Below are 24541 nucleotides of genomic sequence, written 5' to 3'. Positions count from 1 at the left end.
ATGGCTTCCATCCTGCGCTTGCTGAAAGAGCGCCTATCCAACCGCCCGGACAGCGAGCACGGGCAGGCCCTGGTGCGTCTGATCATCGCCTGCCTGATCGTGGCCTATCTGCTCGGGCTGCAGGCCTTCGAGCAGGACAGCCGGGCGACCCAGACCATGCTCTGGGTGATGTCCGCCGAATCGCTGGTGGGGCTGGGGCTGTTGGCCGGGATCGTGCGCTGGCCCGGGGTCTCGCACCTTCGACGCTGGATCGGCATGATCGCCGACTACTCGACCCTGGCGGCGCTGATGTCGCTGGACGCGCCCTCGCTGGCGCCGCTGTACGTGATCGTCCTGTGGGTCACCATCGGCAACGGCCTGCGCTACGGCACCCGTTATCTGTACACCTCCGCCTCGCTGGCAGGCGCTTCGTTCCTGGCGGTGATCCTGGCCAATCCGTACTGGCGCGACCAGCCCTATTTGAGCGCCGGCCTGTGGCTGGGCCTGGTGGCGATTCCGGCCTATCTGTCCTCGCTGCTGCGCAGCCTGCAGAAGGCCACCGAGGACGCGCGCCGGGCCAACGAGGCCAAGAGCCGCTTCCTGGCCAACATGAGCCACGAACTGCGCACGCCGCTGAACGGCATCATCGGCATGGCCGAGCTCATGCACGGCACCCGCCTGGCGCCGGAGCAGCGCGAGTACGCCGACGTCATCCATACCTCGGCGCAATCGCTGTTGCTGCTGGTCAACGACGTGCTCGACATCTCGGCGATCGAGGCCGGCAAGCTGCAGCGCCGCGACGTCGACTTCAACCTGCAGGAGGTGATGAAGCGCCTGCAGAAGATGCTGCAGCCGCTGGCCGCGGCCAAGGGCCTGACCCTCAAGATCGACGTCGAGCAGGACGTGCCGCTGCGCTTGAACGGCGACAGCGCGCTATTGACTCAGGTGCTGCTGAACCTGCTGCACAACGCAGTCAAGTTCACCGAGAAGGGCGGCGTGTCGCTGGTGACCCGGATCGCCGACGGCGGCGCGCCGGCGCCGCTGCCCGGCGGCGGTCGCCAGGCGCGCTTGCGCTTCTCGGTCCGCGACACCGGCATCGGCATTCCCAGCGCGGACCAGGAGCGGATCTTCCAGGCCTTCGAGCAGGTCGACAACGGCCCGACCCGGCGCTTCGGCGGCACCGGTCTGGGCACCACCATCGCCAAGACCCTGACCCAGTTGCTCGGCGGCCAGATCGGCCTGGAAGGCAATCCGGGCGGCGGCAGCCACTTCTGGATCGAACTGCCGCTGCGGCTGGAGGAGGCCGCGCCGCAGACCCACGAGGCCGAGCCGCAGGAAAGCGGCAAGGTGGTCTCGTTCGAAGACCCGTTCATCCGCCACAAGACCCGGGTGCGCGGCCTCAAGGTGCTGATCGCCGACGACCAGTCGGCCAACCGCACCGTGCTGACCCGCATCCTCGAACGCGCCGGCCACCGCGTGCAGGCGGTCAACGACGGCGAGGAGGCGCTGGACCAACTCGAGACCGGCCAGTTCGAACTGGCCATCCTGGACATGCACATGCCCGGCCTGAGCGGCCTGGACGTGATCCGCCAGCTGCGCTTCATGCAGGCCGGCAACAGCCGCCGCACGCCGACCATCATCCTCAGCGCCGACGCCACCCTGCAGGCTTCGGAGGCGGCCAGCGAAGCCGGCGCCATGGCCTTCCTGACCAAGCCGATCGTGGTCGGGCGCCTGCTGGAAACCATCGCCGACGTGGTCGACACCCAGCGTCTGCCGGCGGTGCGCGCGATCAGCGACGTCAGCCGTCCGCTGACCAATCCGGCGGTGCTCGCCGAGCTGGCGGAAATGGGGTTGGGCGATCAGTTCCTGCGCGACTTCGTCGAGCAATGCCTCAAGGACGCCGCGGCCTGTCAGACCAATCTCGCTGCGGCCGGCCTGGCCCAGCAGTGGGACGAATTCCGCGAGGTCGCGCATGCCTACAAGGGCGTGTGCGAAAACCTGGGTGCGCACTCCATCGCCGAACGCTGCTCGCAGATCATGCGGGCCGGCGACGATGCGCTGGCGCGCGAACACGGCAAACTCGTCAGCGAACTCGCCGGTCAGCTGGCGGCGGTCGCCGACCTCAGCCGTCAGGAAGTCGCGCGCCTCAGCCGGGGCGGCGGGCGCGGCAAGGACGTCCCCGACGTATCGTGACGTTGCATCCTGCCACGCAGGACGCGTGGCAGGCTCCCCCCTGCAAGACGATCATGCCAGCGCCAGATTCAGCGCGGCCGAGCCGGCCCGGCGCTGCTGCGCGCGCACCAGACGGTCCATGGTCTTGAGCCCGCGGTCGCTGAGGCGCATGGCGGCGTCGACCCATTCGGTGGTGACCGACAGCAGCTCCTCGAGGCTGACCGGACGGCAGGCCTGGCGCACGGTGTTCATCGCCCGCAGCGCGTTGCCCATGCGCTGGTTGCGCTTGATCGTGTCGTGCGCCGCCTGCAGGCCGCAGCCGCGCGGCACCACCTGGTCGACCACGCCCATGCGCAGCAGCTCTTCGACCGGATAGACGCGGGCGTTGAGCATCATGTGCTCGGCCTGGGCCGGCGAAACGCGCCGGGTCAGGAAGGTGTAGGCGCCCATGCCCGGGAACAGGTCGAACAGCACCTCCGGGAAGCCCATGCCGGTGCCGGCCTCGGCGATGATGGTGTGGCAGCACAGCGCCGCCTCGAAACCGCCGCCGAGCGCGTCGCCCTGGATCACCGCGATGCTGTGCACGCGGTCTTCGTGCAGCTGATAGAGATTGAACGCGACTTCGATGCACAGGCGCGCGTAATCGAGCAGGCGCTCGCGATCGTTTTCGCGGATCAGGCGCGAGAACAGGGCCAGGTCGCCGCCGAGATTGAACACATCGGCTTCCGAGCCGAGGACGAAATGGCGGATGCCGGCGCGCGGATCGGTGTCGGCGGCCAGTTCGCGGCGGATGCGTTCCTGCACCCGCTTCATGTCGTCGAGCAGGCGGATCGAGAAGCAGGGCGAATAGACCGCGTCCGCTCCATGGACGAGCTCGGGCTGGGCGTGCATGTAGCCCCAATCGACGCTGCCCGCGGCATCGGCCACATGACGGAACAGGCTGGCTTCGGCGGCCGGGAAACGGACGGAAGCGGCTTCGGCGATGGGGAAACGAGCGGAGATGGACATGGCGGACTCCTGGAGGTCGGTGGCGGGAAAAAAGTCCCGCAATTCGATGCTACACCTCGTTCCTAGTGTGTTCAGACAAGCCCGAGTTCGCGTTTTGCCTGCGTTGGCGCGCACAAAAAAGCCCCTGCCGGGCAGGGGCTCCTGAATGCGGCAATGGCCGGTCGTAGCGCGCGGCGCTGCGACCGGCTCACCCAAACTCACGTCTTGGCGTTGTCGCGCAACTCGCGGCGCAGGATCTTGCCGACGTTGGTCTTGGGCAGTTCGGTGCGGAACTCGACGTAGCGGGGGTGCTTGTAGCCGGTGAGGTTGGCGCGCGCGTGGGCCTTGACCTCGTCGGCGGTCAGCGCGGGGTCCTTCTTCACGATCACCACCTTCACCGCTTCGCCGGACTTCTCGTCCGGCACGCCGACGGCGGCCACTTCCAGCACTCCCGGCATCATCGCGATCACGTCCTCGACTTCGTTCGGATACACGTTGAAGCCGGACACCAGGATCATGTCCTTCTTGCGGTCGACGATGTAGAAGAAGCCTTGCTCGTCCATGCGCGCCATGTCGCCGGTGTGCAGCCAGCCGTCGGCGTCGATGACTTGTGCGGTCTCTTCGGGCCGCTGCCAATAGCCCTTCATCACCTGCGGGCCCTTGATGCACAGTTCGCCGACTTCGCCGATCGGCAGCATGCGGCCTTCCTCGTCCTTGACGCAGGCGTCGGTGGAGGAGATCGGCAGGCCGATCGCGCCGTTGTACTCGGGCAGGTCCATCGGATTGATGCAGGCCGCGGGCGAGGTCTCGGTCAGACCGTAGGCCTCGACCAGGGTCACGCCGGTGACCTGCTTCCAGCGTTCGGCGACCGAGCGCTGCACCGCCATGCCGCCGCCCAGGGTCAGGTGCAGGCGCGAGAAATCCACCTGATCGAAACCGGGCGTGTTGAGCAGGCCGTTGAACAGCGTGTTGACCCCGGTGATCGCGGTGAACGGCGTGTTCTTGAGTTCCTTGACGAAGCCCGCCATGTCGCGCGGGTTGGTGATCATGTGGTTGAGTCCGCCGAACTTCATGAACACCAGGCCGTTCGCGGTCAAGGCGAAGATGTGGTACAGCGGCAGCGCGGTGATGATGACTTCCTGGCCGTACTTGACGTTGGCCCCGACCCAGGCCGCGGCTTGCTGCATGTTGGCGGCCAGGTTGCGGTGGGTCAGCATCGCGCCCTTGGCCAGTCCGGTGGTGCCGCCGGTGTACTGCAGGAAGGCGATGTCGTCGGGCGAGATCTCCACCTCGGGCAGCTTGTGCATCTGGCCCAGGGTGAGGGTGTCGCGGAAGCGCACGGCGCCGGGGATGTCGTAGTCCGGCACCATCTTCTTCACGTACTTCAGCACGAAGTTCATGATCGGGCCCTTGAGCCCGCCGATCATGTCGCCCAAGCCGGTGGTGATGACCTGCTTGACCTGGGTGTCGGCGACGACTTCGGCCACGGTCTTGCCGAAGTTGTCGAGCACCAAGATCACCGACGCGCCGGAATCGACGAGTTGGTGCTTGAGCTCGCGCGGGGTGTACATCGGATTGGTGTTGACCACGCTCAGGCCGGCGCGCAGCACGCCGAAGGTGGCGATCGGATACTGCAGGCAGTTGGGCATCATGATCGCGACGCGATCGCCCTTCTTGAGCTTGAGCTCGCCGAGCAGGTAAGCGGCGAACTGGGCGCTGAGCCGGTCGATGTCGCCGTAGGTGAGGACCTTGCCGAAATTCGAGAAGGCCGGGCGATCGCGGTATTTGTCGATCGCGTTCTGCAGCACCGAGACCACCGACGGGAATTCGTCGACGTCGATCTGTGCGGGCACGCCTTGCGGATACTGGGCAAGCCAAGGACGTTCCAAACTCATCGCGATCCCCTCTTTAATCGCTTAGATATCGGCGCAGGCGGCTGTGTGCGCCGCCGTACGGTGTTTGATCGATTGGAGCATAGGCTCTACCCACTGGCAAGGAGGCGGCGCAGCGTTCGCGCAGGCGTTGTCGGCAGCGGCGCGGACCTGTCAGGATCGCAGTCGGACACGGCCGATTGAACGGTCGTGCGATTTTCCGCCACCGGTGTTTTTCCGCCATGCGCAGCGTGCTAGCGACCTTCCCGATCCCGACCGTCCGGACCGCTCCCGGCGCCGATTCGCCGCGGCCGGCGCGCGGCGGGCGCGGCTGGGCATGGGGCGCGCTGCTTGGGCTGGGCTTGGCCGGCTGCGCCGAACGGCCGGCGCCGGAACAGCGCCTGCGCGCTTCGATGGAGCAATTGCAGGCGGCGATCGATGCCCGCGATGCGGCCGCGATCGAGGCCCAACTGGCCGAGGATTTCATCGGTCCGGAAGGCATGGACCGGGCCGGCGCGCGGCGCCTGGCGGTGGCCGGTTTCCTGCGTTATCGCTCGGTCTGGGTCAAGCTCGGCAAGGTCGACATCGCGCTGCAGGATGGCCACGCACGCGTGCGTTTCGAGGCCGCGCTCGGCGGTGGGGCGGGGCAGCCCTTGCCCGAAGCGGCGCAGTGGTATTCGGTGCAGACCGGTTGGCGCGACCAAGACGGCCAGTGGCGCATGACCTCGGCGCAATGGCAGCCACGGCTGTGACCGCGATCGGGGGCGGCGGCGCGCCCTGGGCGTGTGAGATCGCCTTCGGCGGTTCTGCGCGTATGCAAAAGACGATCGCCTGTCGGAGGGCTTCGGACGCGGCCGGGCGGGGCCGCATCTGGGTGCGCGGGTCCGTCCCAGGCGGGGCCAAACCGGCGTGGGTGGGTCGCGACTTGCGGCGCTTCTGCCTCGGGGGCGGTTTCGAGCGGCGCCGCCGCTGCATCCCGCTTGCGGGAGAAGGTGCTCCGAAGGGGCGGATGAGGGCACGCGGGCCGTCGAGGCCCTCACCCTAGCCCCTCTCTCACAAGCGGGAGAAGGGAACGCGACTCACCCGCCCCGTCCGGAGCCTGTCAGGCGGTCTTTTTCGCCGCCAACTGGCGCAGCACGTAATGCAGGATGCCGCCGTGGCGGGGGCTTCCGCTCCGTCCGGAGCCTGTCAGGCGGCCTTTTTCGCCGCCAACTGGCGCAGCACGTAATGCAGGATGCCGCCGTGGCGGAAGTACTCGACTTCCTTCGGCGTCAGCAGCAGCACCTTGACCTCGAAGCGCTTCTCGCTGCCGTCGGCCTTCTTCGCCGTCACCGTCGCAGTCTTGGCCTTGCCGTCGTCCAGACCGGTCACGCTGATCGTTTCCGAACCGTCCAAGCCGTGGCTCTGGGCGTTCTCGCCGTCCTTGAACTGCAGCGGCAGCACGCCCATGCCGACCAGGTTGGAGCGGTGGATGCGCTCGAAGCTCTCGGCGATCACCGCCTTGACCCCGAGCAGGTTGGTGCCTTTGGCGGCCCAGTCGCGCGAGGAGCCGGTGCCGTATTCCTTGCCGGCGAACACCACCAGCGGCACGCCGTCGGCCTTGTACTTCATCGCGGCGTCGTAAATGGCCAGCTTCTCCGGCGCGGCGCCGTTGCCGCCGTAGTACAGGGTGTTGCCGCCTTCCTCGCCGCCGAACATCAGGTTCTTGATGCGGATGTTGGCGAAGGTGCCGCGCACCATCACGTCGTCGTTGCCGCGGCGGCTGCCGTAGCTGTTGAAGTCGACCGGCTGCACGCCGCGCCCGATCAGGTAGCGGCCGGCCGGCGAATCCTTCTTGATGTTGCCGGCCGGCGAGATGTGGTCGGTGGTGATCGAATCGCCGAACAGGCCCATGATCCGGGCGCCATGGACGTCGTCGATGCTGCCGACCTGCATGGTCATGCCGTCGAAGTAGGGCGGGTTCTTGATGTAGGTCGAGGCTTCGTCCCAGGCGAAAGACTCGCCGTCCGGCGAAGCGATCTGGTTCCAGCGCGTATCGCCCTTGAACACGTCGGCGTAGTTCTGCGCGAACAGCTCCGGGCCGACCGTCGCGGCGATGACGTCGCCGATTTCCTTGTTGCTCGGCCAGATGTCGCGCAGGTACACGTCTTGGCCGTCGCTGCCCTTGCCGATCGGCTGCTGGGTCAGGTCGATGTTGACCGTGCCGGCGATCGCGTAGGCGACCACCAGCGGCGGCGAGGCCAGGTAGTTGGCCTTCACTTCCGGATGCACGCGGCCTTCGAAGTTGCGGTTGCCCGACAGCACCGAGGCCACCACCAGCTCGTTTTCCGCGATGCCCTTGGAGACTTCGTCCGGCAGCGGGCCGGAGTTGCCGATGCAGGTGGTGCAACCGTAGCCGACCACGTAGAAGCCGAGCTTCTCCAGGTCGTCGAGCACGCCGGCCTTCTTCAGGTAGTCGGTGACCACCAGCGAGCCCGGGCCGAGCGAGGTCTTGACCCAGGGCTTGGATTTCAGGCCCAGCCGGGCGGCGTTGCGCGCCAACAGGCCGGCGCCGAGCATCACCGCCGGGTTGGAGGTGTTGGTGCAGGAAGTGATCGCGGCGATCACCACCGAGCCGTCGGACAGTTCGGCGTCCTGTTCCTGGATGCGGATCTTCGACACCGGCTTGGCCGCCAGGTGTTCGGCCTGCGGCTGGGCGCCGCCTTCGCCGTTGAGTTCCTCGATCGCGCAACCCACGCCCTTGGGCTTACGGTTGGCGATCAACGGGCCGAGGTTGTCGTTGAAGTTGCTGTGCACGTTTTCCAGCAGCACCCGGTCCTGCGGACGCTTGGGGCCGGCCAGCGAGGGCCTGACGTCGCGCAGGTCGAGCTCGAGCGTGGTCGAGTAGGTCGCGTGCGGCTGGCCCGGCTCGTGCCACAGGCCCTGGGCCTTGGCGTAGGCCTCGACCAGGGCGATTTGCTCTTCCGAGCGGCCGGACAGGCGCAGGTAGTTCACCGCCTCGGCGTCGATCGGGAAGATGCCGCAGGTGGCGCCGTACTCCGGGGCCATGTTGGCGATGGTGGCGCGGTCGGCCAGCGGCAGGTGCTGCAGGCCGTCGCCGTAGAACTCGACGAACTTGCCGACCACGCCGAGCTTGCGCAGCATCTGGGTCACGGTCAGCACCAGGTCGGTGGCGGTGGTGCCTTCCGGCAGCTGGCCGCTGAGCTTGAAGCCGACCACCTGCGGGATCAGCATCGACGAGGGCTGGCCGAGCATGGCCGCCTCGGCCTCGATGCCGCCCACGCCCCAGCCGAGCACGCCGATGCCGTTGATCATCGTGGTGTGGCTGTCGGTGCCGAACACGGTGTCGGGGAAGGCCAGCAGGGCGCCGTCGACCTCGCGGCCGACCACCACCCGGGCCAGGTTTTCCAGATTGACCTGGTGGACGATGCCGGTGTTCGGCGGCACCACCTTGAAGTTCTCGAACGACTTCTGGCCCCAGCGCAGGAAGCTGTAGCGCTCCTTGTTGCGGTCGAACTCGATCTTGCCGTTCAGGTCCAGCGCGTCCGGGCGGCCGAACACGTCGACCTGGACCGAATGGTCGATGACCAGTTCGGAGGGGATCAGCGGGTTGATCTGCTTCGGGTTGCCGCCGAGCTTGCCGACCGCGTCGCGCATCGCCGCCAGGTCGACCACGCAGGGCACGCCGGTGAAGTCCTGCAGCACCACCCGCGCCGGCATGAAGGCGATCTCGGTATCGGGTTCCTTGGCCGCGTCCCATTGCGCCACCGCCTCGATGTGCTCCTTGCCGACCGTGGCGCCGCCGTCCTCGTGGCGCAGCAGGTTCTCCAGCAGGATCTTCATCGAATAGGGCAGGCGGGCGATATCGAAGCGCTCGCCCAGGGCCGGCAGGCTGAAGTAGGTGTAGTCGCGGCCGTTGACGGTCAGTTTGCGACGGGTGGCGTAGGAGTCGGGCATGTCGTTGGAGCTCCTTGATGCGGCTGGCGTGCGTGAGGCACGGCACGGTGGCTGGCTTAGCGCCGATCGACCGTGCGGTCGGGCGTGGCGCCGATTATCGCTTTATCGGGTTCAGGTAGCGTGCAGACAATGGTCTAAGCGGGCTACAGCGTTCCGCCGCAAGCGTATGGACGGATCGCGCAAAGCCTTGCCCGGCGGGGCCGGGCGCCGCCCTCGCCGCGTTGCCCGAAGGCGCCTTTGAAGGCAAAATACGCGGTCGAGGCCGAGCCCCTGGCGGGCGCCTGAGGCCTCGCCCCCAAGCCGCCACGCAATCCGCCCGGTCCGCCGAGCGGACCACGCAACGGTACGGCGTCTTTCCGCTCCACTCCGACGGGACTCTCCATGCTCTCCAGCTATCGCCAACACGTTGCCGAGCGCGCCGCGCTGGGCATTCCGCCGCTGCCGCTGACCGCCCAGCAGACCGCCGAGGTCATCGAGCTGCTGAAGAACCCGCCGGCGGGCGAGGAAGAGTTCCTGCTCGACCTGATCACCCACCGCGTCCCGGCCGGCGTCGACGACGCCGCCAAGGTCAAGGCTTCCTATCTGGCCGCGGTCGCCTTCGGCAGCGAGAAGAACGCGCTGATCTCGCGCGCCCGCGCCACCGAACTGCTGGGCACCATGCTCGGCGGCTACAACATCCATCCGCTGATCGAACTGCTCGACGACGCCGAAGTCGGCGCGGTCGCCGCCGACGCGCTCAAGCACACCCTGCTGATGTTCGACGCCTTCCACGACGTGCAGGAGAAGGCCGAGAAGGGCAACGCCAACGCCAAGGCCGTGCTGCAGAGCTGGGCCGACGCCGAGTGGTTCACCAGCAAGCCGGAAGTGCCGCAGTCGATGACCGTCACCGTGTTCAAGGTGACCGGCGAGACCAACACCGACGACCTGTCGCCGGCCCCGGACGCGACCACCCGCCCGGACATCCCGCTGCACGCGCTGGCGATGCTCAAGAACAAGCGCGACGGCATCGAGCCGGAAGAGGACGGCAAGCGCGGCCCGGTCGCCTTCATCGAGTCGCTGAAGGACAAGGGCCACCTGGTCGCTTATGTCGGCGACGTGGTCGGTACCGGCTCCAGCCGCAAGTCGGCGACCAACTCGGTGCTGTGGTTCACCGGCGAGGACATCCCGTTCATTCCGAACAAGCGCTTCGGCGGCGTGTGCCTGGGCTCGAAGATCGCGCCGATCTTCTACAACACGATGGAAGACGCCGGCGCGCTGCCGATCGAACTCGACGTGTCGCAGATGAACATGGGCGACGTGGTCGAGCTGCGTCCGTACGAGGGCAAGGCGTTCAAGAACGGCGAGCTGATCGCCGAGTTCGCGCTCAAGTCCGACGTGCTGCTGGACGAAGTCCGCGCCGGCGGCCGCATCCCGCTGATCGTCGGCCGCGGCCTGACCGCCAAGGCCCGCGAAGCCCTGGGCCTGGCCCCGTCGACCCTGTTCCGCCTGCCGCAGAATCCGGCCGACACCGGCAAGGGCTACTCGCTGGCGCAGAAGATGGTCGGCCGCGCCTGCGGCCTGGCGGAAGGCCAGGGCATCCGCCCGGGCACCTACTGCGAGCCGAAGATGACCTCGGTGGGGTCGCAGGACACCACCGGCCCGATGACCCGCGACGAGCTCAAGGATCTGGCCTGCCTGGGCTTCTCGGCCGATCTGGTGATGCAGTCGTTCTGCCACACCGCGGCCTACCCGAAGCCGGTCGACGTCAAGACCCATCACGAACTGCCGGCCTTCATCAGCAACCGCGGCGGCATTGCGCTGCGTCCGGGCGACGGCGTGATCCACAGCTGGCTCAACCGCATGCTGATGCCTGACACCGTCGGCACCGGCGGCGACTCGCACACCCGTTTCCCGGTCGGCATCTCGTTCCCGGCCGGCTCGGGCCTGGTCGCGTTCGCCGCGGCCACCGGCGTCATGCCGCTGGACATGCCGGAGTCGGTGCTGGTGCGCTTCAAGGGCACCATGCAGCCCGGCGTGACCCTGCGCGACCTGGTCAACGCGATCCCGCTGGCCGCGATCAAGCAGGGCCTGCTGACCGTCGCCAAGCAGGGCAAGAAGAACATCTTCTCCGGCCGCATCCTCGAGATCGAAGGCCTGCCGCAGCTCAAGGTCGAACAGGCGTTCGAACTCTCCGACGCCTCGGCCGAGCGTTCGGCCGCCGGCTGCACGGTCAAGCTGGACAAGGAGCCGATCGTCGAGTACCTGACCAGCAACATCACCCTGCTGAAGTGGATGATCGCCGAAGGCTACGCCGACGCCCGCTCGCTGCAGCGCCGGATCAAGGCGATGGAAGGCTGGCTGGCCGACCCGCAGCTGCTGGAAGGCGACGCCGACGCCGAATACGCGGCGGTGATCGAGATCGATTTGGACCAGATCGTCGAGCCGATCGTGGCCTGCCCGAACGACCCGGACGATGTGAAGACCCTGTCCGACGTCGCCGGCGCGGTCATCGACGAAGTCTTCATCGGCTCGTGCATGACCAACATCGGCCACTTCCGCGCCGCCGCCAAGCTGCTGGAAGGCAAGCGCGACATCCCGACTCGCCTGTGGGTCGCGCCGCCGACCAAGATGGACGCCTCCGAGCTGACCAAGGAAGGCCACTACGGCACCTTCGGCACCGCCGGCGCGCGCATGGAAATGCCGGGCTGCTCGCTGTGCATGGGCAACCAGGCGCAGGCGCGCGAGGGCGCGACCGTGTTCTCGACCTCGACCCGCAACTTCCCCAACCGTCTGGGCCGCAACACCAACGTGTATCTGGGTTCGGCCGAGCTGGCCGCGATCTGCTCGCGTCTGGGCCGCATCCCGACCCGCGAGGAGTACATGGCGGACATCGGCGTGATCAACGCCAACGGCGACAAGATCTACCGCTACATGAACTTCGACCAGATCGAAGATTACAAGCAGGTCGCCGATACCGTCGCTGCCTGATTCGAGCGGCGACGCGTCACGAGAAACCCCGGCTCCGGCCGGGGTTTCTTTGTCTCGCGCCCCGTGGCGAGCGCTTTGGGGCGCTTTCCAGGCCCTGTCGGCGACGCGCCGGCGAACGCCCGCTTCGTCGCTGTATCGGGGCGCAGTCTTCCGCGGCGAGGTTGCGTGAGGCGCGGCAGCGCCGCTGTCTAGCGAGAGAGGGCGCGGCGATGGCCGCCCGCCGTCGCGCAGCGCGTGACGATCAATGAAGGGATCGCCGCGGCCGCGCCTTGCTGGCCGCGAAAGGATAGGGACATGAAAGCGACGCACAAACCGGCCCGCGCCGACCGGATAGAGCAGGCCATGCGCTGGACCCTGGCAGTGGCCCTGATCGTGGCCGTGGCGTGGGCCTGGGGGCATGGCGGGGCAGGCGGCCCGTTCGCAGGCTGACGGCCGCCGGGCGCATCCGCCCCAAAAGGGTCCCGGCGCCGCAGCAACGGTCCCGGCGCTGCAGCGCCCCCCTCGGTAGGAGCAGCGTAAGCCGCGACGGCCGCCGCGACGAGCGCGAGCGACCGCTTCGAAGACAGGAACGGCATGCAGATATCGATAATTAACCGATCCGCCGGGCTGCGGAGGCCGCGCTTGCGTCCACCTTTGCGATTGTCGCGGCCTACGCCGCTCCTACACAAAGCCGGCGCGCGGCTGCAAAGGGGGTGCGGCGCCAGCAGCGGGGCAAGCCGCGCCGCTCAGTCCAGCCGCGCCTCGATCGCGTCGAGCATCGCGCGGCGACGCAGCAGGAAGTCCCAGTAGCTGCCGCCGAGCTGGCGCCACAGCACTGCCGAGCGCACCGCGGCGAGCAGGGTCGCGCGCACTTCGGCGACCACGCCGGTCTGGCCGAGGTAATGCGGGTTGCCCTGCACCAGCACGCGCGGGCGCAGGTGGCTCAGGGTCTCGGCGTACAGGGCGCCGAGCGCGGCGATCACGTCGGGGTGACTGCTGCCGAGGCGGTAGGCGTCACCGGCCTGGGCGTGGATGCCGCGCAACACCTTGTCGGCGACGGCGCGGTCGCGGACGAAGCGGCGCTCCAGTTGCAGTACCGACAGAGCCAGCCGCGGCAGGTGCTCGTCGGCGGGGCGATTGACGAAATAGTCCTGCAGCAGCACCAGTCCCGGGCGCAGATTGGCCGCGCCGCCGTAGACCGCTGCCGGCGAGGACGCGTCGATGCGGAACACCGAGTCCAGCGCGGTCGACAGCACGGCGGCATTGGCCTGGCCGGTGTCGGCGATGCGCCGCACCTGGGCCAGGGCCTGGGCGAGGCCGGCGAGGGCGAGGACGCGTTCGGAGAGATCGGCCATTACGGGGTCTGATCCTGGTTCGAATGAGGGGAGGGCGGACCGCAGGCCGGTGCGTCGGTGGCGGCGATCACCGCGCCGCCGAGGCAGGCCTCGCCGTCGTACAGCACCAGCGACTGGCCCGGCGTCACCGCGCGCTGCGGCTCGGCGAAACGCACCCGCAGGCGGCCATCGTCGAGCACCTCCACTTCGCAGGCCTGGTCCGGCTGGCGATAGCGGGTCTGCGCGGTGCAGGCGAACCGGCGCGACGGCGGCGATCCGTCGATCCAATGCGCGGCTTCCGACCACAGGGTCTGCGAGCGCAGCCAGGGGCTGTCGCTGCCCTGGTCGACGTAGAGCACGTTGCCGGCGACGTCCTTGCCGACGACGTACCACGGCGCCGGTTCGAAGCCGCGCACGCCGCCGATGTTGAGCCCTTCGCGCTGGCCGAGGGTGAAATAGAACACCCCCGGATGGCGCCCGACCACCCGCCCGTCCGGGCTGCGGATCTCGCCCTCGCGCGCGGGCAGGTAGCGCGACAGGAACTCGCGGAAGTCGCGTTCGCCGATGAAGCAGATGCCGGTGGAGTCCTTCTTGGCCGCGGTCGGCAGGCCGGCGGCGCGGGCCATCTCGCGCACGTCGCGCTTGAGCAGGTCGCCGAGCGGGAACCGGGTCGCGGCCAACTGGGCCTGGCCGAGCTGGTGCAGGAAGTAGCTCTGGTCCTTGCTGCGGTCGACCGCCCGCAGCAGGCGGTAGCGGCCGCCGTCGCCTTCGACCCGGGCGTAGTGGCCGGTGGCGATGAACTCCGCACCGAGGTCGCGCGCGGCGTCGAGGAAGTGCTTGAACTTGATCTCGCGGTTGCACAGCACGTCCGGATTGGGCGTGCGCCCGGCCGCGTACTCGGCCAGGAAGTGCTCGAACACCCCGGCCCAGTACTCGCCGGAGAAATCGCGGAAATGGATCGGCAGGCCGAGCCGGCCGGACACCGCCACCGCGTCGCGGCGGTCGTCTTCGGCGCGGCAGTCGCCGCTGCCGTCGTCGGCCCAGTTCTGCATGAACAACCCGGCCACCGCCTCGCCCGCGTCGCGCAGGCGCAATGCCGCGACCGAGGAGTCGACCCCGCCCGACATGCCTACGATGGTGCGTACCGACCCGCCCATGACGATCAGCCCGCTGCGTCGTCCGCGGCGGGCAAGGCCAGGTGCTGCAGCAGGTCGAGCGAGTGCCGGCGTCCGCCGAGGAAATCGGCCGCGACCCGCCAGACCAGCGGGCTGCGGTGTTGGTCCGCACGCGCCTGCAGTTCGGCCGGGCTCATCCACAACGCCTGCACGATGCCCTCGTCGAGGGCGCGGCCGGGGTGGTGGCGGACCGGTTCGGCGGCGAAGGCAAAACGCAGGTAATGGCGCCCGCCGCTGCCGTCGGCCTGCAACGGTGCTTTCCACTGGTAGGCACCGACGAAGGCGGTCAGGCGCACGTCCCAGCCGGTTTCCTCCAGGGTCTCGCGCAGGGCGGCGTCGAGCAGGCTTTCGTCGGGCTCCAGGTGGCCCGCCGGCTGGTTGAGCACCCGCCGGCCGCCGACCGATTCCTCGACCATCAGCAGGCGCCCGCCGTCGACCACGACCGTGGCGACGGTGACGTCGGGTTGCCAGAAGCGGCCTTGGCGGTAGCTCACGTCAGAATTCGTCCTGGCCGGGGGAGAGTTCGGCCTCCATCTCGTCGGCGGCGCGGACCACGTAGTCGATCGCGTCGTCGAGATCCTCGCCGCTGGCCGCGGCGTCGAGCTTGACCACGAACACGGCCACCGAGTCCTGCTTGACCCAGCCGCCCATCTTGCTGAGCTGACTGTCCTCGAGCAGGCGGTTGGCGACGTCGGCCGGGAACTGCTTGGCCGACGTGCGATAGGCCGGCGACCAGACCTCGCGCACCTGCAGCTTGCCGTAGCGCTCCGTGCGCGACAGCACGTAGGCCATCTGGCTGCGGTCGCCCTCCAGGCCGAAGGTCAGCGCGTAGTCGCCGTCCTCGTCGACCTCGTACTTGTAGCCCAGCTTGTCGAGCTGCTCGCGGATGCGCGGGTCGGCCGCCGCCGGCGGGGCGGCGGTCCGAGCCGGTTCGGTCGCGGGCGCGGCCGGGGCCAGGGCCGGCAGCAGGGACAGCGTCAGGGCGGTAAGCAGGCAGCGGCCGTAGCGGGGCATGTGGGTCCTTGAGTCGCAATGCCGGCGCACAGCGACCGGCCTGCCGCCCGAGATGGCGGCACGACGGCATTTTGCAATGCGGCCGCGGATGCGTCCATGACGCAGCGCGGGCGCATGGCCCGGACGCGACAGCGGTCTATAATCGAACGATGGCTAAACAGACCGAACACGAACACAGTCATGGCGTGCTGGTGGAGCCGGGAAAACCCGAGCTGGCCCGCCCGCCGTTGTACTCCGTCCTGCTGCTCAACGACGACTACACGCCGATGGACTTCGTGGTCGAGGTCCTGATGCGGTTCTTCCCCATGAACGTCGAGAAGGCGACCCAGATCATGCTCCACGTCCATACCCGCGGACGGGGCGTTTGCGGGGTCTTCACGCGCGAGGTGGCGGAGTCCAAGGTTGCACAAGTGAACGAATTTTCAAGGATGCATCAGCACCCCTTGCTGTGCACGATGGAAAAGGCCTAAAAGGGGGCTGTAAGGGTCCCGTTGGGGCGGGGCATGGAAAAGCCGGCGAGCGCCCCCACGTAGCGTGCATACGTTCTGGAGGCTCCGCCCCATGTTCAGCAAGGATCTCGAATACAGCATCGGCCAGTGCTACAAGCGCGCCCGCGAGGCGCGCCATGAGTACATGACGGTCGAACACCTGCTGCTCGCACTGCTCGACAACCCCTCCGCCGAGGCCGTGCTCAAAGCCACCGGCGCCGACTTCGCCCGCCTGCGCACCGATCTGGAGCAGGCCATCGCGACCTCGGTCCAGGTGCTGCCGGACGACGTCGACCGCGATACCCAGCCGACCCTGGGCTTCCAGCGGGTGCTGCAGCGCGCGGTCTACCACGTCCAGTCCTCGGGCAAGAAGGAAGTGACCGGCGCCAACGTGCTGGTCGCGATCTTCGGCGAGAAGGACTCGCACGCGGTCTACTTCCTCAACCAGCAGGACGTGGCCCGGCTCGACGTGGTCAATTACCTGTCCCACGGCATCGTCAAGCACAGCGCCGAGGACAGCCACGGCCACCACGAGGAAAGCGAATCCAAGCCGGCCGAGGGCGGCGAGGGCGAGGGCAAGTCCGACGCCCTGGCCGAGTTCGCCAGCAACCTCAACCAACTCGCCCGCGAAGGCAAGATCGACCCGCTGGTCGGTCGCGCCGACGAGGTCGAGCGCACCATCCAGGTGCTGTGCCGGCGGCGCAAGAACAACCCGCTGTACGTGGGCGAGGCCGGCGTCGGCAAGACCGCCATCGCCGAAGGCCTGGCCAAGCGCATCGTCGACGGCGAAGTGCCGGACGTGCTGCGCAACGCCACCATCTTCGCCCTCGACCTGGGCGCGCTGGTCGCCGGCACCAAGTACCGCGGCGACTTCGAAAAGCGGCTGAAGGCGGTGCTGGCCCAGCTCAAGCGCCAGCCCGAGGCGATCCTGTTCGTCGACGAGATCCACACCATCATCGGCGCCGGCTCGGCCAGCGGCGGCACCATGGACGCCAGCAACCTGATCAAGCCGGCGCTGTCCTCCGGCGAGTTGCGCTGCATCGGTTCGACCACGTTCCAGGAATACCGCGGCATCTTCGAAAAGGACCGCGCTCTGGCGCGGCGCTTCCAGAAGATCGACATCGTCGAGCCGACCGTCGGCGAGACCTACCAGATCCTGCAGGGGCTCAAGCCCAAGTACGAGTCGCACCACGGCGTGACCTACGCCGATGAGGCGCTGCAGGCCGCGGTCGACCTGTCGGTCAAGCACATCGGCGACCGCCTGCTGCCGGACAAGGCCATCGACGTCATCGACGAGGCCGGCGCGCGCCAGCGGCTGCTGCCGGACGGCGTGCGCAAGCAGCTGATCGACATCGAAGAGATCGAGACCATCGTGGCCAAGATGGCGCGCATCCCGACCAAGCAGGTCTCGGCCAGCGACAAGGACGTGCTCAAGAACCTCGAGCGCAACCTCAAGATGGTGATCTTCGGCCAGGACCCGGCGATCGAGACCCTGGCCTCGGCGATCAAGCTGGCGCGTTCGGGCCTGGGCAATCCGGACAAGCCGATCGGCAACTTCCTGTTCGCCGGCCCGACCGGCGTCGGCAAGACCGAGGTCACCAAGCAGCTGGCGCTGCAGCTCGGCATCGAGCTGGTGCGCTTCGACATGTCCGAGTACATGGAGCCGCATTCGGTCAGCCGCCTGATCGGCGCGCCTCCGGGCTACGTCGGCTTCGACCAGGGCGGCCTGCTGACCGAGAAGATCGTCAAGACGCCGCACTGCGTGCTGCTGCTCGACGAAGTGGAAAAGGCGCATCCGGACATCTTCAACATCCTGCTGCAGGTCATGGACCGCGGCACGCTGACCGACACCAACGGCCGCGAAGCCAACTTCAAGAACGTGGTGCTGGTGATGACCACCAACGCCGGCGCGGCCCAGGCGGCGCGGCGTTCGATCGGCTTCACCAAGCAGGACCACTCCACCGACGCGATGGAGACCATCCGCAAGAGCTTCAGCCCCGAGTTCCGCAACCGCCTGGACGCGGTGGTGCAGTTCCAGGCGCTGGGCTTCGAGCACATCCTGCGCGTGGTCGACAAGTTCCTGATCGAGCTGGAAGCCCAGCTGCACGAGAAGAACGTCACCCTGACCGCGACCCCCACCGCGCGCGACTGGCTGGCCCAGCACGGCTTCGACCCGCTGATGGGCGCGCGGCCGATGGCGCGGGTGATCCAGGACAAGGTCAAGCGGCCGCTCGCCGACGAACTGCTGTTCGGCAAGCTGGTCGACGGCGGCCGGGTCACCATCGACGTGCAGGACGACGAACTGGTCGTGCGTACCCAGGCCGAGCCGGAGCGGCTGCTGCCGGTGTCGGTCTGATCCGCGCCGGCGGCCGTGCCGGATCGGACGGGCGCGCCCGGTCCGGAGCCGCGCCCGCTCCGCCTTCCCATGCCGTGCGGCCGCCCAGTGCGGCCGCACTCGTTTGCGCGCCGGGCGCCTGCCGGCCTGCGGCGACGGGCGCCGCCATTGCGTGAGCCAGGGCGCGGATCGGCGCCGGGCACCTGTCCAAATGCGCAGTAGGCCGTAAATCCGCCGGGTGGGCGGTGCTAGCGTCGCCGCTGGTCCGCAAGCACGCGGACCGACGGTCCACGGCGGATCGTCCACTGCGATCGGGAGTCGGTCCATGAGAGTGTCCATGCTGTCTCGGGCGGCGTTCGCCGCCTTCGTGTTCGCCTGCGGCGCGGCGACGGCGTTTTCCGCCGAGAACCCCTGCCAGACCTGCTATGCGACCTACGACCGCTGCCAACGGCTCGGTCTGGAGAACTGCGAAGCCAGGCTCGACCTGTGCCTGCGCCGCAATAACTGTCCATTGCAGTAAACGCCACCGTCGGTCCGCTCCGGCGCGCCCGCACGGGCGTTCCGCCGGCCGCGCCGCGCGCGGGACGACGCCATCGCAAGACTCACAAGGAAGGAGCCAACGCATGCCGTTTCGCAAGTTGTCGTTGACCGTCGCCGCCGCGTTCGCATTCGCCGCTTCGGCGGTCGCCGCGACCCGCATCCCGGTTTCGCCGTGCCAGGTCTGCCGGGCGGCCTATCAGCAATGCATGCTCGATCCCACTTTGGAATGCGAGTCGGAATTCAGCCGCTGCCTGATTCAGGCCGGTTGCCCGCTCGAATGAAGCGCGGCGCCGGCCGTCGCCCACCATCGCCACCGAGAGAGAAGGAATTCGCCATGAAGCTACGCCGTGTGACCCTGGCCGCCGTCGCGGCCTTCGTGTTCTCCAGCGCCGCGGCCCTGAGCGCGGTCGCCGCCGATCCCTGCGACACCTGCTGGCAGCGCTACAACCGCTGCATCGAGGTCGGTTCCGATCCGGGCTACTGCGAATACCGGGTGACCCAGTGCCTGGCCGCAGCCGGTTGCCCGGCGCCGCCGTTCTGAGGGGCGCAGATTCGGGATTGGGGATTCGGGATTCGCCGAGCGGTTGCGGTTGATCCCGGTTGGGCGGCGCGCTGCGCATCGAGCCCCGGACATGGAAAAGGCGGCCATTCGGCCGCCTTTTCCTCATGCGCTGCGATCAACCGATCGGCCGATCAGCGACGGCGGCGGTAACGGTCGTAGGTCTCCTGGTCGATCTTGTCGACCGCGCCGACCGCGCAGGTGTCGCGCTGGGTCTTGACCACGCTGCCGCTCGGGCACAGGCGGTTGGCCTGCTGCTCGCTGGAGATCTCCATCTTGTTGGTGATGCTGAGGTCGGCGCAGGTGTTGCGGAAACCGACGCGGTAGTAATCCTCGGCATGCTTGACCACGACGAACTGGGCGCCGGCGCGCGCGACCTGCGATTCGCTGCCGAGATCGATGCAGGCATCGAGCTTCTGTTGCGCCGCATTGGCCGCGGTGGCGGACAGGCAGAGCAGGCTGGTCAGGGCGATCTTGCGGAACAGCGACATGGGGGCATCCTCGGTTGTGCCGGCTCGGTATTGAGCTTGCGGCGAAGTTTGATCGGACACGACGCGGGCGAAATCTGGAGAAAGTCGTTATGACCTTCGTCACTGCATGACCTTCGGCCTAAACGTTTCGCCTGCTTCGTGCATCCGGTTTCCATAGATGCGGCAACGGCGCGGCCGGTTGCAGCGATTGGCGTACCGGTTTAATCGGTTCGCAGCGGACGCGCTCGCCGTCGCGACGAAGCGCGGCGAATGAGCGACGAAACCCGCCTTCGCGCCGCCGGGCCAGCGCGGCGGCCGGCATCATGCGCGCGATGTATGGCGCGATGTTTACTGCGGCGCGGCGACATGCGATGAGTCGCTGTCGGCGTCGCATTGCGGTGTCGTCGATTGCGGTGCGCGATGGGCGTGCGGGCGTCGGGCGCGCAGTGTCGTTCCGCCGAATGCGCGGTGTAAGTTCGGCCGTGCATCGTCCGCGGCGTGCCGCTTGTTCGGGCGCGCCGCCGGCTTCATGGCGGTGCCGCGGCCGGGAGCGGCGTCCCGCGGGATGTCCTGCGGCGCCAGGCCGCGAACGCCGCAGCGATTAAGGCAAGGGATCGCTGCCGAAGGCTGCGTTCGACACGGTGCGCCGAGAGCGGTCGGGGCCGAGGCTGGTGGAGCGGGCTTCCAGGCGCTGCGCGCGCCGGCACCGCTGCGCCGCCCGCTGCCGCCCCGGCGCGGGTTGCTTCGGTCTGCGGCGTCGGTGCGGCCGCCGCTCGTTCCACGCCCGGCTTGCGCCGCTCCTGCCGGGGCGAAGCGCGCCGCGAGGGGCGCAAGTCGCGACCGCATGCGGCGGCGCCGATCAGCGGCCATTGCGCCGCTAGCCATCGGGCGGGCACGAAAAAGGCGGCCAACGGCCGCCTTTTTCAATAACTTACCGCAATTACTTCATGCGGTAGGTGATGCGACCCTTGGTCAGGTCGTAAGGGGTCATCTCGACCTTGACCTTGTCGCCGGTCAGGATGCGGATGTAGTTCTTGCGCATGCGACCCGAGATATGGGCGATGATCTCGTGCCCGTTTTCGAGACGCACGCGGAACATGGTGTTCGGAAGGGTTTCCGCCACCGTGCCCTCGAATTCGATCACGTCGTCTTTTGCCATGTGTTTCCCGAAAGGAATCGCTGCAGTCGCGAAGGGTGGGCGCCGAGCGCCCGCGAAGCCGCGCATTCTGCCACGCCGGAGCCGCGAGAGCAAAAATGCGTTAATCGCAGCGCCCGTCGCGACCGCGTCGGCGGGCGGAGGCCGCTGCGCTCAGGCCTCGGCGATGGGGCCGGCGGACGCTGGGTCGGCCAGGCGCGACGCCGGCCAATCGCCGAAGCGCTCGGCCCAGGAACCGGGCGGCTCGGCGATCGCGCACAACGCGGCGACCTGGGCCAGGAACCGCGGCCGCGGCATCGATTCGGCGCCCAGGCCGAGCAGATGCGGGTTCTCGACCTGGCCGTCGAGCAGCGGCCAGCCCCATTCGTGCAGGCGCCGGGCCAGGGCGGCGAGGGCGACTTTGGAGCCGCCGCTGCATGCGCTGAACATGCTTTCGCCGAAGAACATGCGCCCGATCGCGACCCCGTAGATGCCGCCGACCAGGGCGTCGCCGGCATAGACCTCGACCGAATGGGCGTGGCCGAGCCGGTGCAGGCGCAGATAGGCGGCCTCCATTTCGGGCGTGATCCAGGTCCCGCCCTGGCCGCGCCGCGGCGCCCGCGCGCAGGCCGCGATCACCTCGGCGAAGGCGGTGTCGGCGCGTACGATCCAGTCGCAGCGGCGCAGGCTGCGGCGGAACTTGCCGCCCAGGCGCACGCCGTCGGTGCGGAACACGGTGCGCGGGTCCGGGCACCACCACAGCAGCGGATAGCCCTCGCTGGGCCAGGGGAAGATGCCGTGGCGGTAGGCATTGAGCAGCCGTTCCGGGCTCAGGTCGCCGCCGACCGCGAGCAGGCCGTCGGGCTCGTCCAGGGCGCATTCGGCCGGAGGGAACGGCGCCAGTGGATCGGGCGAGAGCAGGGCCGGCAGGCGTTTCACGGCGCCGGCTCCACCGCGGCGGCCGACGCTTCGGCCTGCTTGAACGGCGAATGCGCGGCCAGGGTCGCGGCGTAGCGGCGCACCGAGGCGGCCTCGTCGCGGCACCACTCGCGCAGGGCGCGGCCGAAACCCGGATGGGCCAGCCAGTGCCGGCTGCGCACTTCGGCGGGCAGGAAGCCGCGGGCGATCTTGTGCTCGCCCTGGGCGCCGGGTTCGAACCGGCTCAGGCCTTCGCGCAGGCAGTAGTCGATGCCCTGGTAGTAGCAGGTCTCGAAATGCAGGCCGGGCAGGGCCAGGTCCGCGCCCCAGTAGCGCCCGTACAAAGTGTCGCCGCCGCGCAGGCACCAGGCGCCGGCGATCGCGGCGCCGTCGCGCCGGGCGAGGAACAGCACCAGCGCCTGCGGCATTTCGCGTGCCAGATGGCGCAGGAAATCCAGGCTCAACGCCGGATGGTTGCCGTACTCGGCGAAGGTATTGCGATAGAAACCGTGCATCGTCGCCAGATCGTCGTCGCTGGCGCTGTCGCCGTCGACGACCCGGTACGTCACCCCGGCGCGGGCGACCTTGGCCCGCTCCTGGCGGATGTTCTTGCGGTGCTTGTGGTCGAGCGCGGCGAGAAAACCGTCGAAGTCGCGCCAGCGCCGGCCTTGCGCGTCGGGTTCGTTGCGCCAGTGGTACTGCACGTCGATGCGCTGCAGCCAGTCGCCGTCGAAGCAGGCGTCCTCGTCGTCGCGATGGAAGTTGACGTGCACCGAGGACAGCCCCTGGCGTTCGCACAGCTGTGCCAGCGCCTGCAGCAGCAGGCGGCGGTCGCCGTCGTTGCGGGCCAGCAGGCGCGGACCGGTGACCGGCGAGTAGGGCACCGCCGCGAGCCACTTCGGGAAGTAGTCCAGCCCGTGTTGGGCGTAAGCCTGGGCCCAGGCGTGGTCGAACACGAACTCGCCGTGCGAGTTCTGTTTCAGGTAGGCGGGCGCCGCCGCGATCAATTCCTCGTCGCGCCACAAGGTCAGATGGTGCGGCGTCCAGCCCCAGTCCGGGCGCAGGCAGCCGTGCCGTTCCAGGCCGTGCAGGAAGGCGTGGGCGAGGAAGGGGTTGCGGCCGTCGTGCAGGCCGTCCCATTGCGCCGGCGCGATCGTCGCCAGCGAGTCGAGCAACCGCGCCGTGACCGCGTCGCCGGCGCTCATCGCGGCGGCGTCGCGACGGACACGAGCAAGCGCGGGCCGGGCAAGGCGGGAGCGGCCGCGTCGCCGACGCCGTCGATCCCGCCCATCGCTCAGGCGTCCTTGTCGAGGAACTTCTCGGCGTCGAGCGCGGCCATGCAGCCGAAGCCGGCCGAGGTGATCGCCTGGCGATAGACCTGGTCGGCGACGTCGCCGGCGGCGAATACGCCTTCGACCGAGGTCTGGGTGGCGCTGCCGTCGAGGCCGGTCTTGATCACCAGGTAGCCGTTCTTCATGTCCAGCTGGCCGTCGAACAGCGAGGTGTTCGGGGTGTGGCCGATGGCGACGAACAGGCCGTGGACCGCCAGCTCGCGGGTCGAGCCGTCCTGCACCGACTTGACCCGCACCCCGGTCACGCCGGCGTCGTTGCCGAGCACTTCGTCGACGGTGTGGTGCCACACCGGCTCGATCTTGCCGGCCTGGATCTTGGCCTGCAGTTTGTCCTGCATGATCTTTTCCGCGCGCAGGGTGTCGCGGCGATGCACCAGATAGACCTTGCGCGCGATGTTCGACAGATACAGCGCTTCCTCGACCGCGGTGTTGCCGCCGCCGATCACCGCCACGTCCTGGTCTTTGTAGAAGAAGCCGTCGCAGGTGGCGCAGGCCGACACGCCGCGGCCCTTGTATTCCTCTTCCGACGGCAGGCCGAGGTACTTGGCGGTGGCGCCGGTGGCCAGGATCAGCGCGTCGGCGGTGTAGTCGCCGTTGTCGCCCTTGAGCCGGAACGGGCGCTTGGACAGGTCGGCGGTGTGGATGTGGTCGAACACGACTTCGGTGTCGAAGCGTTCGGCGTGCGCCTGCATGCGCGCCATCAGGTCCGGGCCCATCAGGCCGTGCGCGTCGCCGGGCCAGTTGTCGACCTCGGTGGTGGTCATCAGCTGACCGCCCATCTGCAGGCCCGTGATCACCAGCGGCTTCAGGTTCGCGCGAGCGGCGTACACGGCGGCGGTCCAGCCGGCCGGGCCGGAACCGAGGATGACGACGCGGGAGTGCTTCGAAGGGGTCATGTATATAATCGCGGGCAGTTGGGAGCGCGCTCTGCGCAAAAAGAATCTTCGCCCTCCGGCCATACGCCGGCGTGTTGAAGATTCCGGGGCAGGGCATAGCTTGGAGGCGCGGTCACGGCAAAACAAGGCGTGCCGCGCGGACGCATCGTTGCGATCCGCGCGAACCGCCCGATGCCGGATAACGCGCCGCCGGCAGCCGGTGTATCCAGACGCCGCACGGACGCAGCATCGACGCACCGGACCGGCCGGGCCGCTCCCCGTGAGCTTCCGCGATCGGCCACCGCGATCGGCAATACCGTGTTTTAGCGCACCACCCACCACACATCGCTCGAACTAACTACAACAGGGCTTGGGGCGCCGCGCATGCGGCGTTTTTTCTGGGCCGCACTGGAGACTGCAATGCGTATCGGCGT

At 68.6% G+C, this 24541-nt stretch carries 21 protein-coding genes; 9 read left to right on the top strand and 12 right to left on the bottom strand.

Features of this window, described 5'->3' with window-relative positions:
• Entirely contained in the window at positions 1–2172 is a 2172-nt protein-coding gene (locus TX83_RS04315) for a response regulator (RefSeq protein ID WP_064746704.1), read from the top strand.
• A gap of 51 nt (positions 2173–2223) precedes the next feature.
• Here the strand turns inward: TX83_RS04315 and TX83_RS04310 are convergent, their stop codons facing one another.
• Together TX83_RS04310 and TX83_RS04305 are read right to left on the bottom strand one after the other, a co-directional pair.
• Positions 2224–3159, bottom strand: coding sequence for a crotonase/enoyl-CoA hydratase family protein (locus TX83_RS04310; protein ID WP_079248042.1), 936 nt, complete (start codon positions 3157–3159; stop codon positions 2224–2226).
• A 197-nt stretch (positions 3160–3356) separates the two neighbouring features.
• The gene (locus tag TX83_RS04305) at positions 3357–5033 is read right to left on the bottom strand and encodes a long-chain fatty acid--CoA ligase (RefSeq protein ID WP_064746703.1); all 1677 of its coding nucleotides are present in this window, start codon (positions 5031–5033) and stop codon (positions 3357–3359) included.
• Positions 5034–5251: 218 nt separating this feature from the next.
• Between TX83_RS04305 and TX83_RS04300 the strand changes: the two genes are divergently transcribed.
• Positions 5252–5761: a DUF4440 domain-containing protein gene (locus TX83_RS04300; RefSeq protein WP_064746702.1), complete on the top strand. Its 510-nt coding sequence runs from the start codon at positions 5252–5254 to the stop codon at positions 5759–5761.
• 436 nt (positions 5762–6197) lie between these two features.
• On the opposite strand, the gene acnA is transcribed toward TX83_RS04300, so the two are convergent.
• A complete protein-coding gene (acnA, locus tag TX83_RS04295) occupies positions 6198–8966 on the bottom strand; it encodes an aconitate hydratase AcnA (protein ID WP_064746701.1) in 2769 nt (922 codons plus the stop codon).
• 381 nt (positions 8967–9347) lie between these two features.
• Here acnA and acnB point away from each other — a divergent pair, with 381 nt between their 5' ends.
• Positions 9348–11933 (top strand): bifunctional aconitate hydratase 2/2-methylisocitrate dehydratase, encoded by a 2586-nt coding sequence (gene acnB, locus TX83_RS04290; RefSeq protein ID WP_064746700.1) that lies wholly within the window; start codon positions 9348–9350, stop codon positions 11931–11933.
• 294 nt (positions 11934–12227) lie between these two features.
• Positions 12228–12362, top strand: a complete 135-nt coding sequence (locus tag TX83_RS23755; RefSeq protein ID WP_261370011.1) for a hypothetical protein — start codon at positions 12228–12230, stop codon at positions 12360–12362.
• Between the two features lie 296 nt (positions 12363–12658).
• Here the strand turns inward: TX83_RS23755 and hflD are convergent, their stop codons facing one another.
• From hflD to TX83_RS04270, 4 genes are read right to left on the bottom strand one after another with little or no spacing between them, the layout of a single operon-like run.
• Complete coding sequence (gene hflD / locus TX83_RS04285; protein ID WP_064746699.1) at positions 12659–13267, bottom strand: high frequency lysogenization protein HflD; 609 nt, start codon at positions 13265–13267, stop codon at positions 12659–12661.
• Complete coding sequence (gene mnmA, locus TX83_RS04280) at positions 13267–14403, bottom strand: tRNA 2-thiouridine(34) synthase MnmA (protein WP_064746698.1); 1137 nt, start codon at positions 14401–14403, stop codon at positions 13267–13269. The genes hflD and mnmA overlap by 1 nt, the downstream gene beginning before the upstream one ends.
• Before the next feature lie 5 nt (positions 14404–14408).
• Positions 14409–14915, bottom strand: coding sequence for an NUDIX hydrolase (locus TX83_RS04275; RefSeq protein ID WP_064746697.1), 507 nt, complete (start codon positions 14913–14915; stop codon positions 14409–14411).
• Position 14916: 1 nt separating this feature from the next.
• Positions 14917–15402 (bottom strand): YbjN domain-containing protein, encoded by a 486-nt coding sequence (locus TX83_RS04270; RefSeq protein WP_425606105.1) that lies wholly within the window; start codon positions 15400–15402, stop codon positions 14917–14919.
• 182 nt (positions 15403–15584) lie between these two features.
• On the opposite strand from TX83_RS04270, the gene clpS reads away from it, so the two are divergent.
• The 5 genes from clpS to TX83_RS04245 all read left to right on the top strand — a co-directional run bounded on the left by clpS (position 15585) and on the right by TX83_RS04245 (position 19339).
• Positions 15585–15905 carry an ATP-dependent Clp protease adapter ClpS gene (clpS, locus tag TX83_RS04265; RefSeq protein WP_064746695.1) on the top strand — a complete coding sequence of 107 codons (321 nt, stop codon included), beginning with the start codon at positions 15585–15587 and terminating at the stop codon, positions 15903–15905.
• Between the two features lie 91 nt (positions 15906–15996).
• Positions 15997–18279, top strand: a complete 2283-nt coding sequence (gene clpA, locus TX83_RS04260; protein WP_064746694.1) for an ATP-dependent Clp protease ATP-binding subunit ClpA — start codon at positions 15997–15999, stop codon at positions 18277–18279.
• 304 nt (positions 18280–18583) lie between these two features.
• Positions 18584–18778: a hypothetical protein gene (locus tag TX83_RS04255; protein WP_141233344.1), complete on the top strand. Its 195-nt coding sequence runs from the start codon at positions 18584–18586 to the stop codon at positions 18776–18778.
• Positions 18779–18881: 103 nt separating this feature from the next.
• Positions 18882–19079 (top strand): hypothetical protein, encoded by a 198-nt coding sequence (locus tag TX83_RS04250; RefSeq protein ID WP_064746692.1) that lies wholly within the window; start codon positions 18882–18884, stop codon positions 19077–19079.
• Positions 19080–19132: 53 nt separating this feature from the next.
• Entirely contained in the window at positions 19133–19339 is a 207-nt protein-coding gene (locus TX83_RS04245) for a hypothetical protein (RefSeq protein WP_064746691.1), read from the top strand.
• A gap of 152 nt (positions 19340–19491) precedes the next feature.
• Here the strand turns inward: TX83_RS04245 and TX83_RS04240 are convergent, their stop codons facing one another.
• From TX83_RS04240 to trxB, 5 genes are all read right to left on the bottom strand, one after another.
• Positions 19492–19848: a hypothetical protein gene (locus tag TX83_RS04240; RefSeq protein ID WP_064746690.1), complete on the bottom strand. Its 357-nt coding sequence runs from the start codon at positions 19846–19848 to the stop codon at positions 19492–19494.
• A 919-nt stretch (positions 19849–20767) separates the two neighbouring features.
• Positions 20768–20986 carry a translation initiation factor IF-1 gene (infA, locus tag TX83_RS04235; RefSeq protein ID WP_031372296.1) on the bottom strand — a complete coding sequence of 73 codons (219 nt, stop codon included), beginning with the start codon at positions 20984–20986 and terminating at the stop codon, positions 20768–20770.
• A gap of 150 nt (positions 20987–21136) precedes the next feature.
• On the bottom strand, positions 21137–21901 hold the full coding sequence (gene aat, locus TX83_RS04230; RefSeq protein ID WP_064746689.1) for a leucyl/phenylalanyl-tRNA--protein transferase: 765 nt from the start codon (positions 21899–21901) through the stop codon (positions 21137–21139).
• The gene (locus TX83_RS04225) at positions 21898–23085 is read right to left on the bottom strand and encodes a GNAT family N-acetyltransferase (protein WP_064746688.1); all 1188 of its coding nucleotides are present in this window, start codon (positions 23083–23085) and stop codon (positions 21898–21900) included. Before TX83_RS04225 ends, aat begins: the two co-directional genes overlap by 4 nt.
• A gap of 89 nt (positions 23086–23174) precedes the next feature.
• A complete protein-coding gene (gene trxB, locus TX83_RS04220; protein WP_064746687.1) occupies positions 23175–24128 on the bottom strand; it encodes a thioredoxin-disulfide reductase in 954 nt (317 codons plus the stop codon).
• Positions 24129–24541 lie beyond the last annotated feature (413 nt).

The sequence above is a fragment of the Lysobacter antibioticus HS124 genome (assembly GCF_000336385.2).
GTDB classification, from domain to species: Bacteria; Pseudomonadota; Gammaproteobacteria; order Xanthomonadales; family Xanthomonadaceae; genus Lysobacter; species Lysobacter firmicutimachus.
Note: the sequence above shows the minus strand (reverse complement) of the source record. Positions and strands in the feature narration are given on the sequence as shown.

Bases quoted from the DNA above. Each gene is read 5' to 3' on its own strand.
- TX83_RS04315 (WP_064746704.1), top strand. From the start codon at position 1: ATGGCTTCCATCCTGCGCTTGCTGAAAGAGCGCCTATCCAACCGCCCG.
- TX83_RS04310 (WP_079248042.1), bottom strand. From the start codon at position 3,159: ATGTCCATCTCCGCTCGTTTCCCCATCGCCGAAGCCGCTTCCGTCCGT.
- TX83_RS04305 (WP_064746703.1), bottom strand. From the start codon at position 5,033: ATGAGTTTGGAACGTCCTTGGCTTGCCCAGTATCCGCAAGGCGTGCCC.
- TX83_RS04300 (WP_064746702.1), top strand. From the start codon at position 5,252: ATGCGCAGCGTGCTAGCGACCTTCCCGATCCCGACCGTCCGGACCGCT.
- acnA (WP_064746701.1), bottom strand. From the start codon at position 8,966: ATGCCCGACTCCTACGCCACCCGTCGCAAACTGACCGTCAACGGCCGC.
- acnB (WP_064746700.1), top strand. From the start codon at position 9,348: ATGCTCTCCAGCTATCGCCAACACGTTGCCGAGCGCGCCGCGCTGGGC.
- TX83_RS23755 (WP_261370011.1), top strand. From the start codon at position 12,228: ATGAAAGCGACGCACAAACCGGCCCGCGCCGACCGGATAGAGCAGGCC.
- hflD (WP_064746699.1), bottom strand. From the start codon at position 13,267: ATGGCCGATCTCTCCGAACGCGTCCTCGCCCTCGCCGGCCTCGCCCAG.
- mnmA (WP_064746698.1), bottom strand. From the start codon at position 14,403: ATGGGCGGGTCGGTACGCACCATCGTAGGCATGTCGGGCGGGGTCGAC.
- clpS (WP_064746695.1), top strand. From the start codon at position 15,585: ATGGCTAAACAGACCGAACACGAACACAGTCATGGCGTGCTGGTGGAG.
- clpA (WP_064746694.1), top strand. From the start codon at position 15,997: ATGTTCAGCAAGGATCTCGAATACAGCATCGGCCAGTGCTACAAGCGC.
- TX83_RS04255 (WP_141233344.1), top strand. From the start codon at position 18,584: ATGAGAGTGTCCATGCTGTCTCGGGCGGCGTTCGCCGCCTTCGTGTTC.
- TX83_RS04250 (WP_064746692.1), top strand. From the start codon at position 18,882: ATGCCGTTTCGCAAGTTGTCGTTGACCGTCGCCGCCGCGTTCGCATTC.
- TX83_RS04245 (WP_064746691.1), top strand. From the start codon at position 19,133: ATGAAGCTACGCCGTGTGACCCTGGCCGCCGTCGCGGCCTTCGTGTTC.
- TX83_RS04240 (WP_064746690.1), bottom strand. From the start codon at position 19,848: ATGTCGCTGTTCCGCAAGATCGCCCTGACCAGCCTGCTCTGCCTGTCC.
- infA (WP_031372296.1), bottom strand. From the start codon at position 20,986: ATGGCAAAAGACGACGTGATCGAATTCGAGGGCACGGTGGCGGAAACC.
- TX83_RS04225 (WP_064746688.1), bottom strand. From the start codon at position 23,085: ATGAGCGCCGGCGACGCGGTCACGGCGCGGTTGCTCGACTCGCTGGCG.
- trxB (WP_064746687.1), bottom strand. From the start codon at position 24,128: ATGACCCCTTCGAAGCACTCCCGCGTCGTCATCCTCGGTTCCGGCCCG.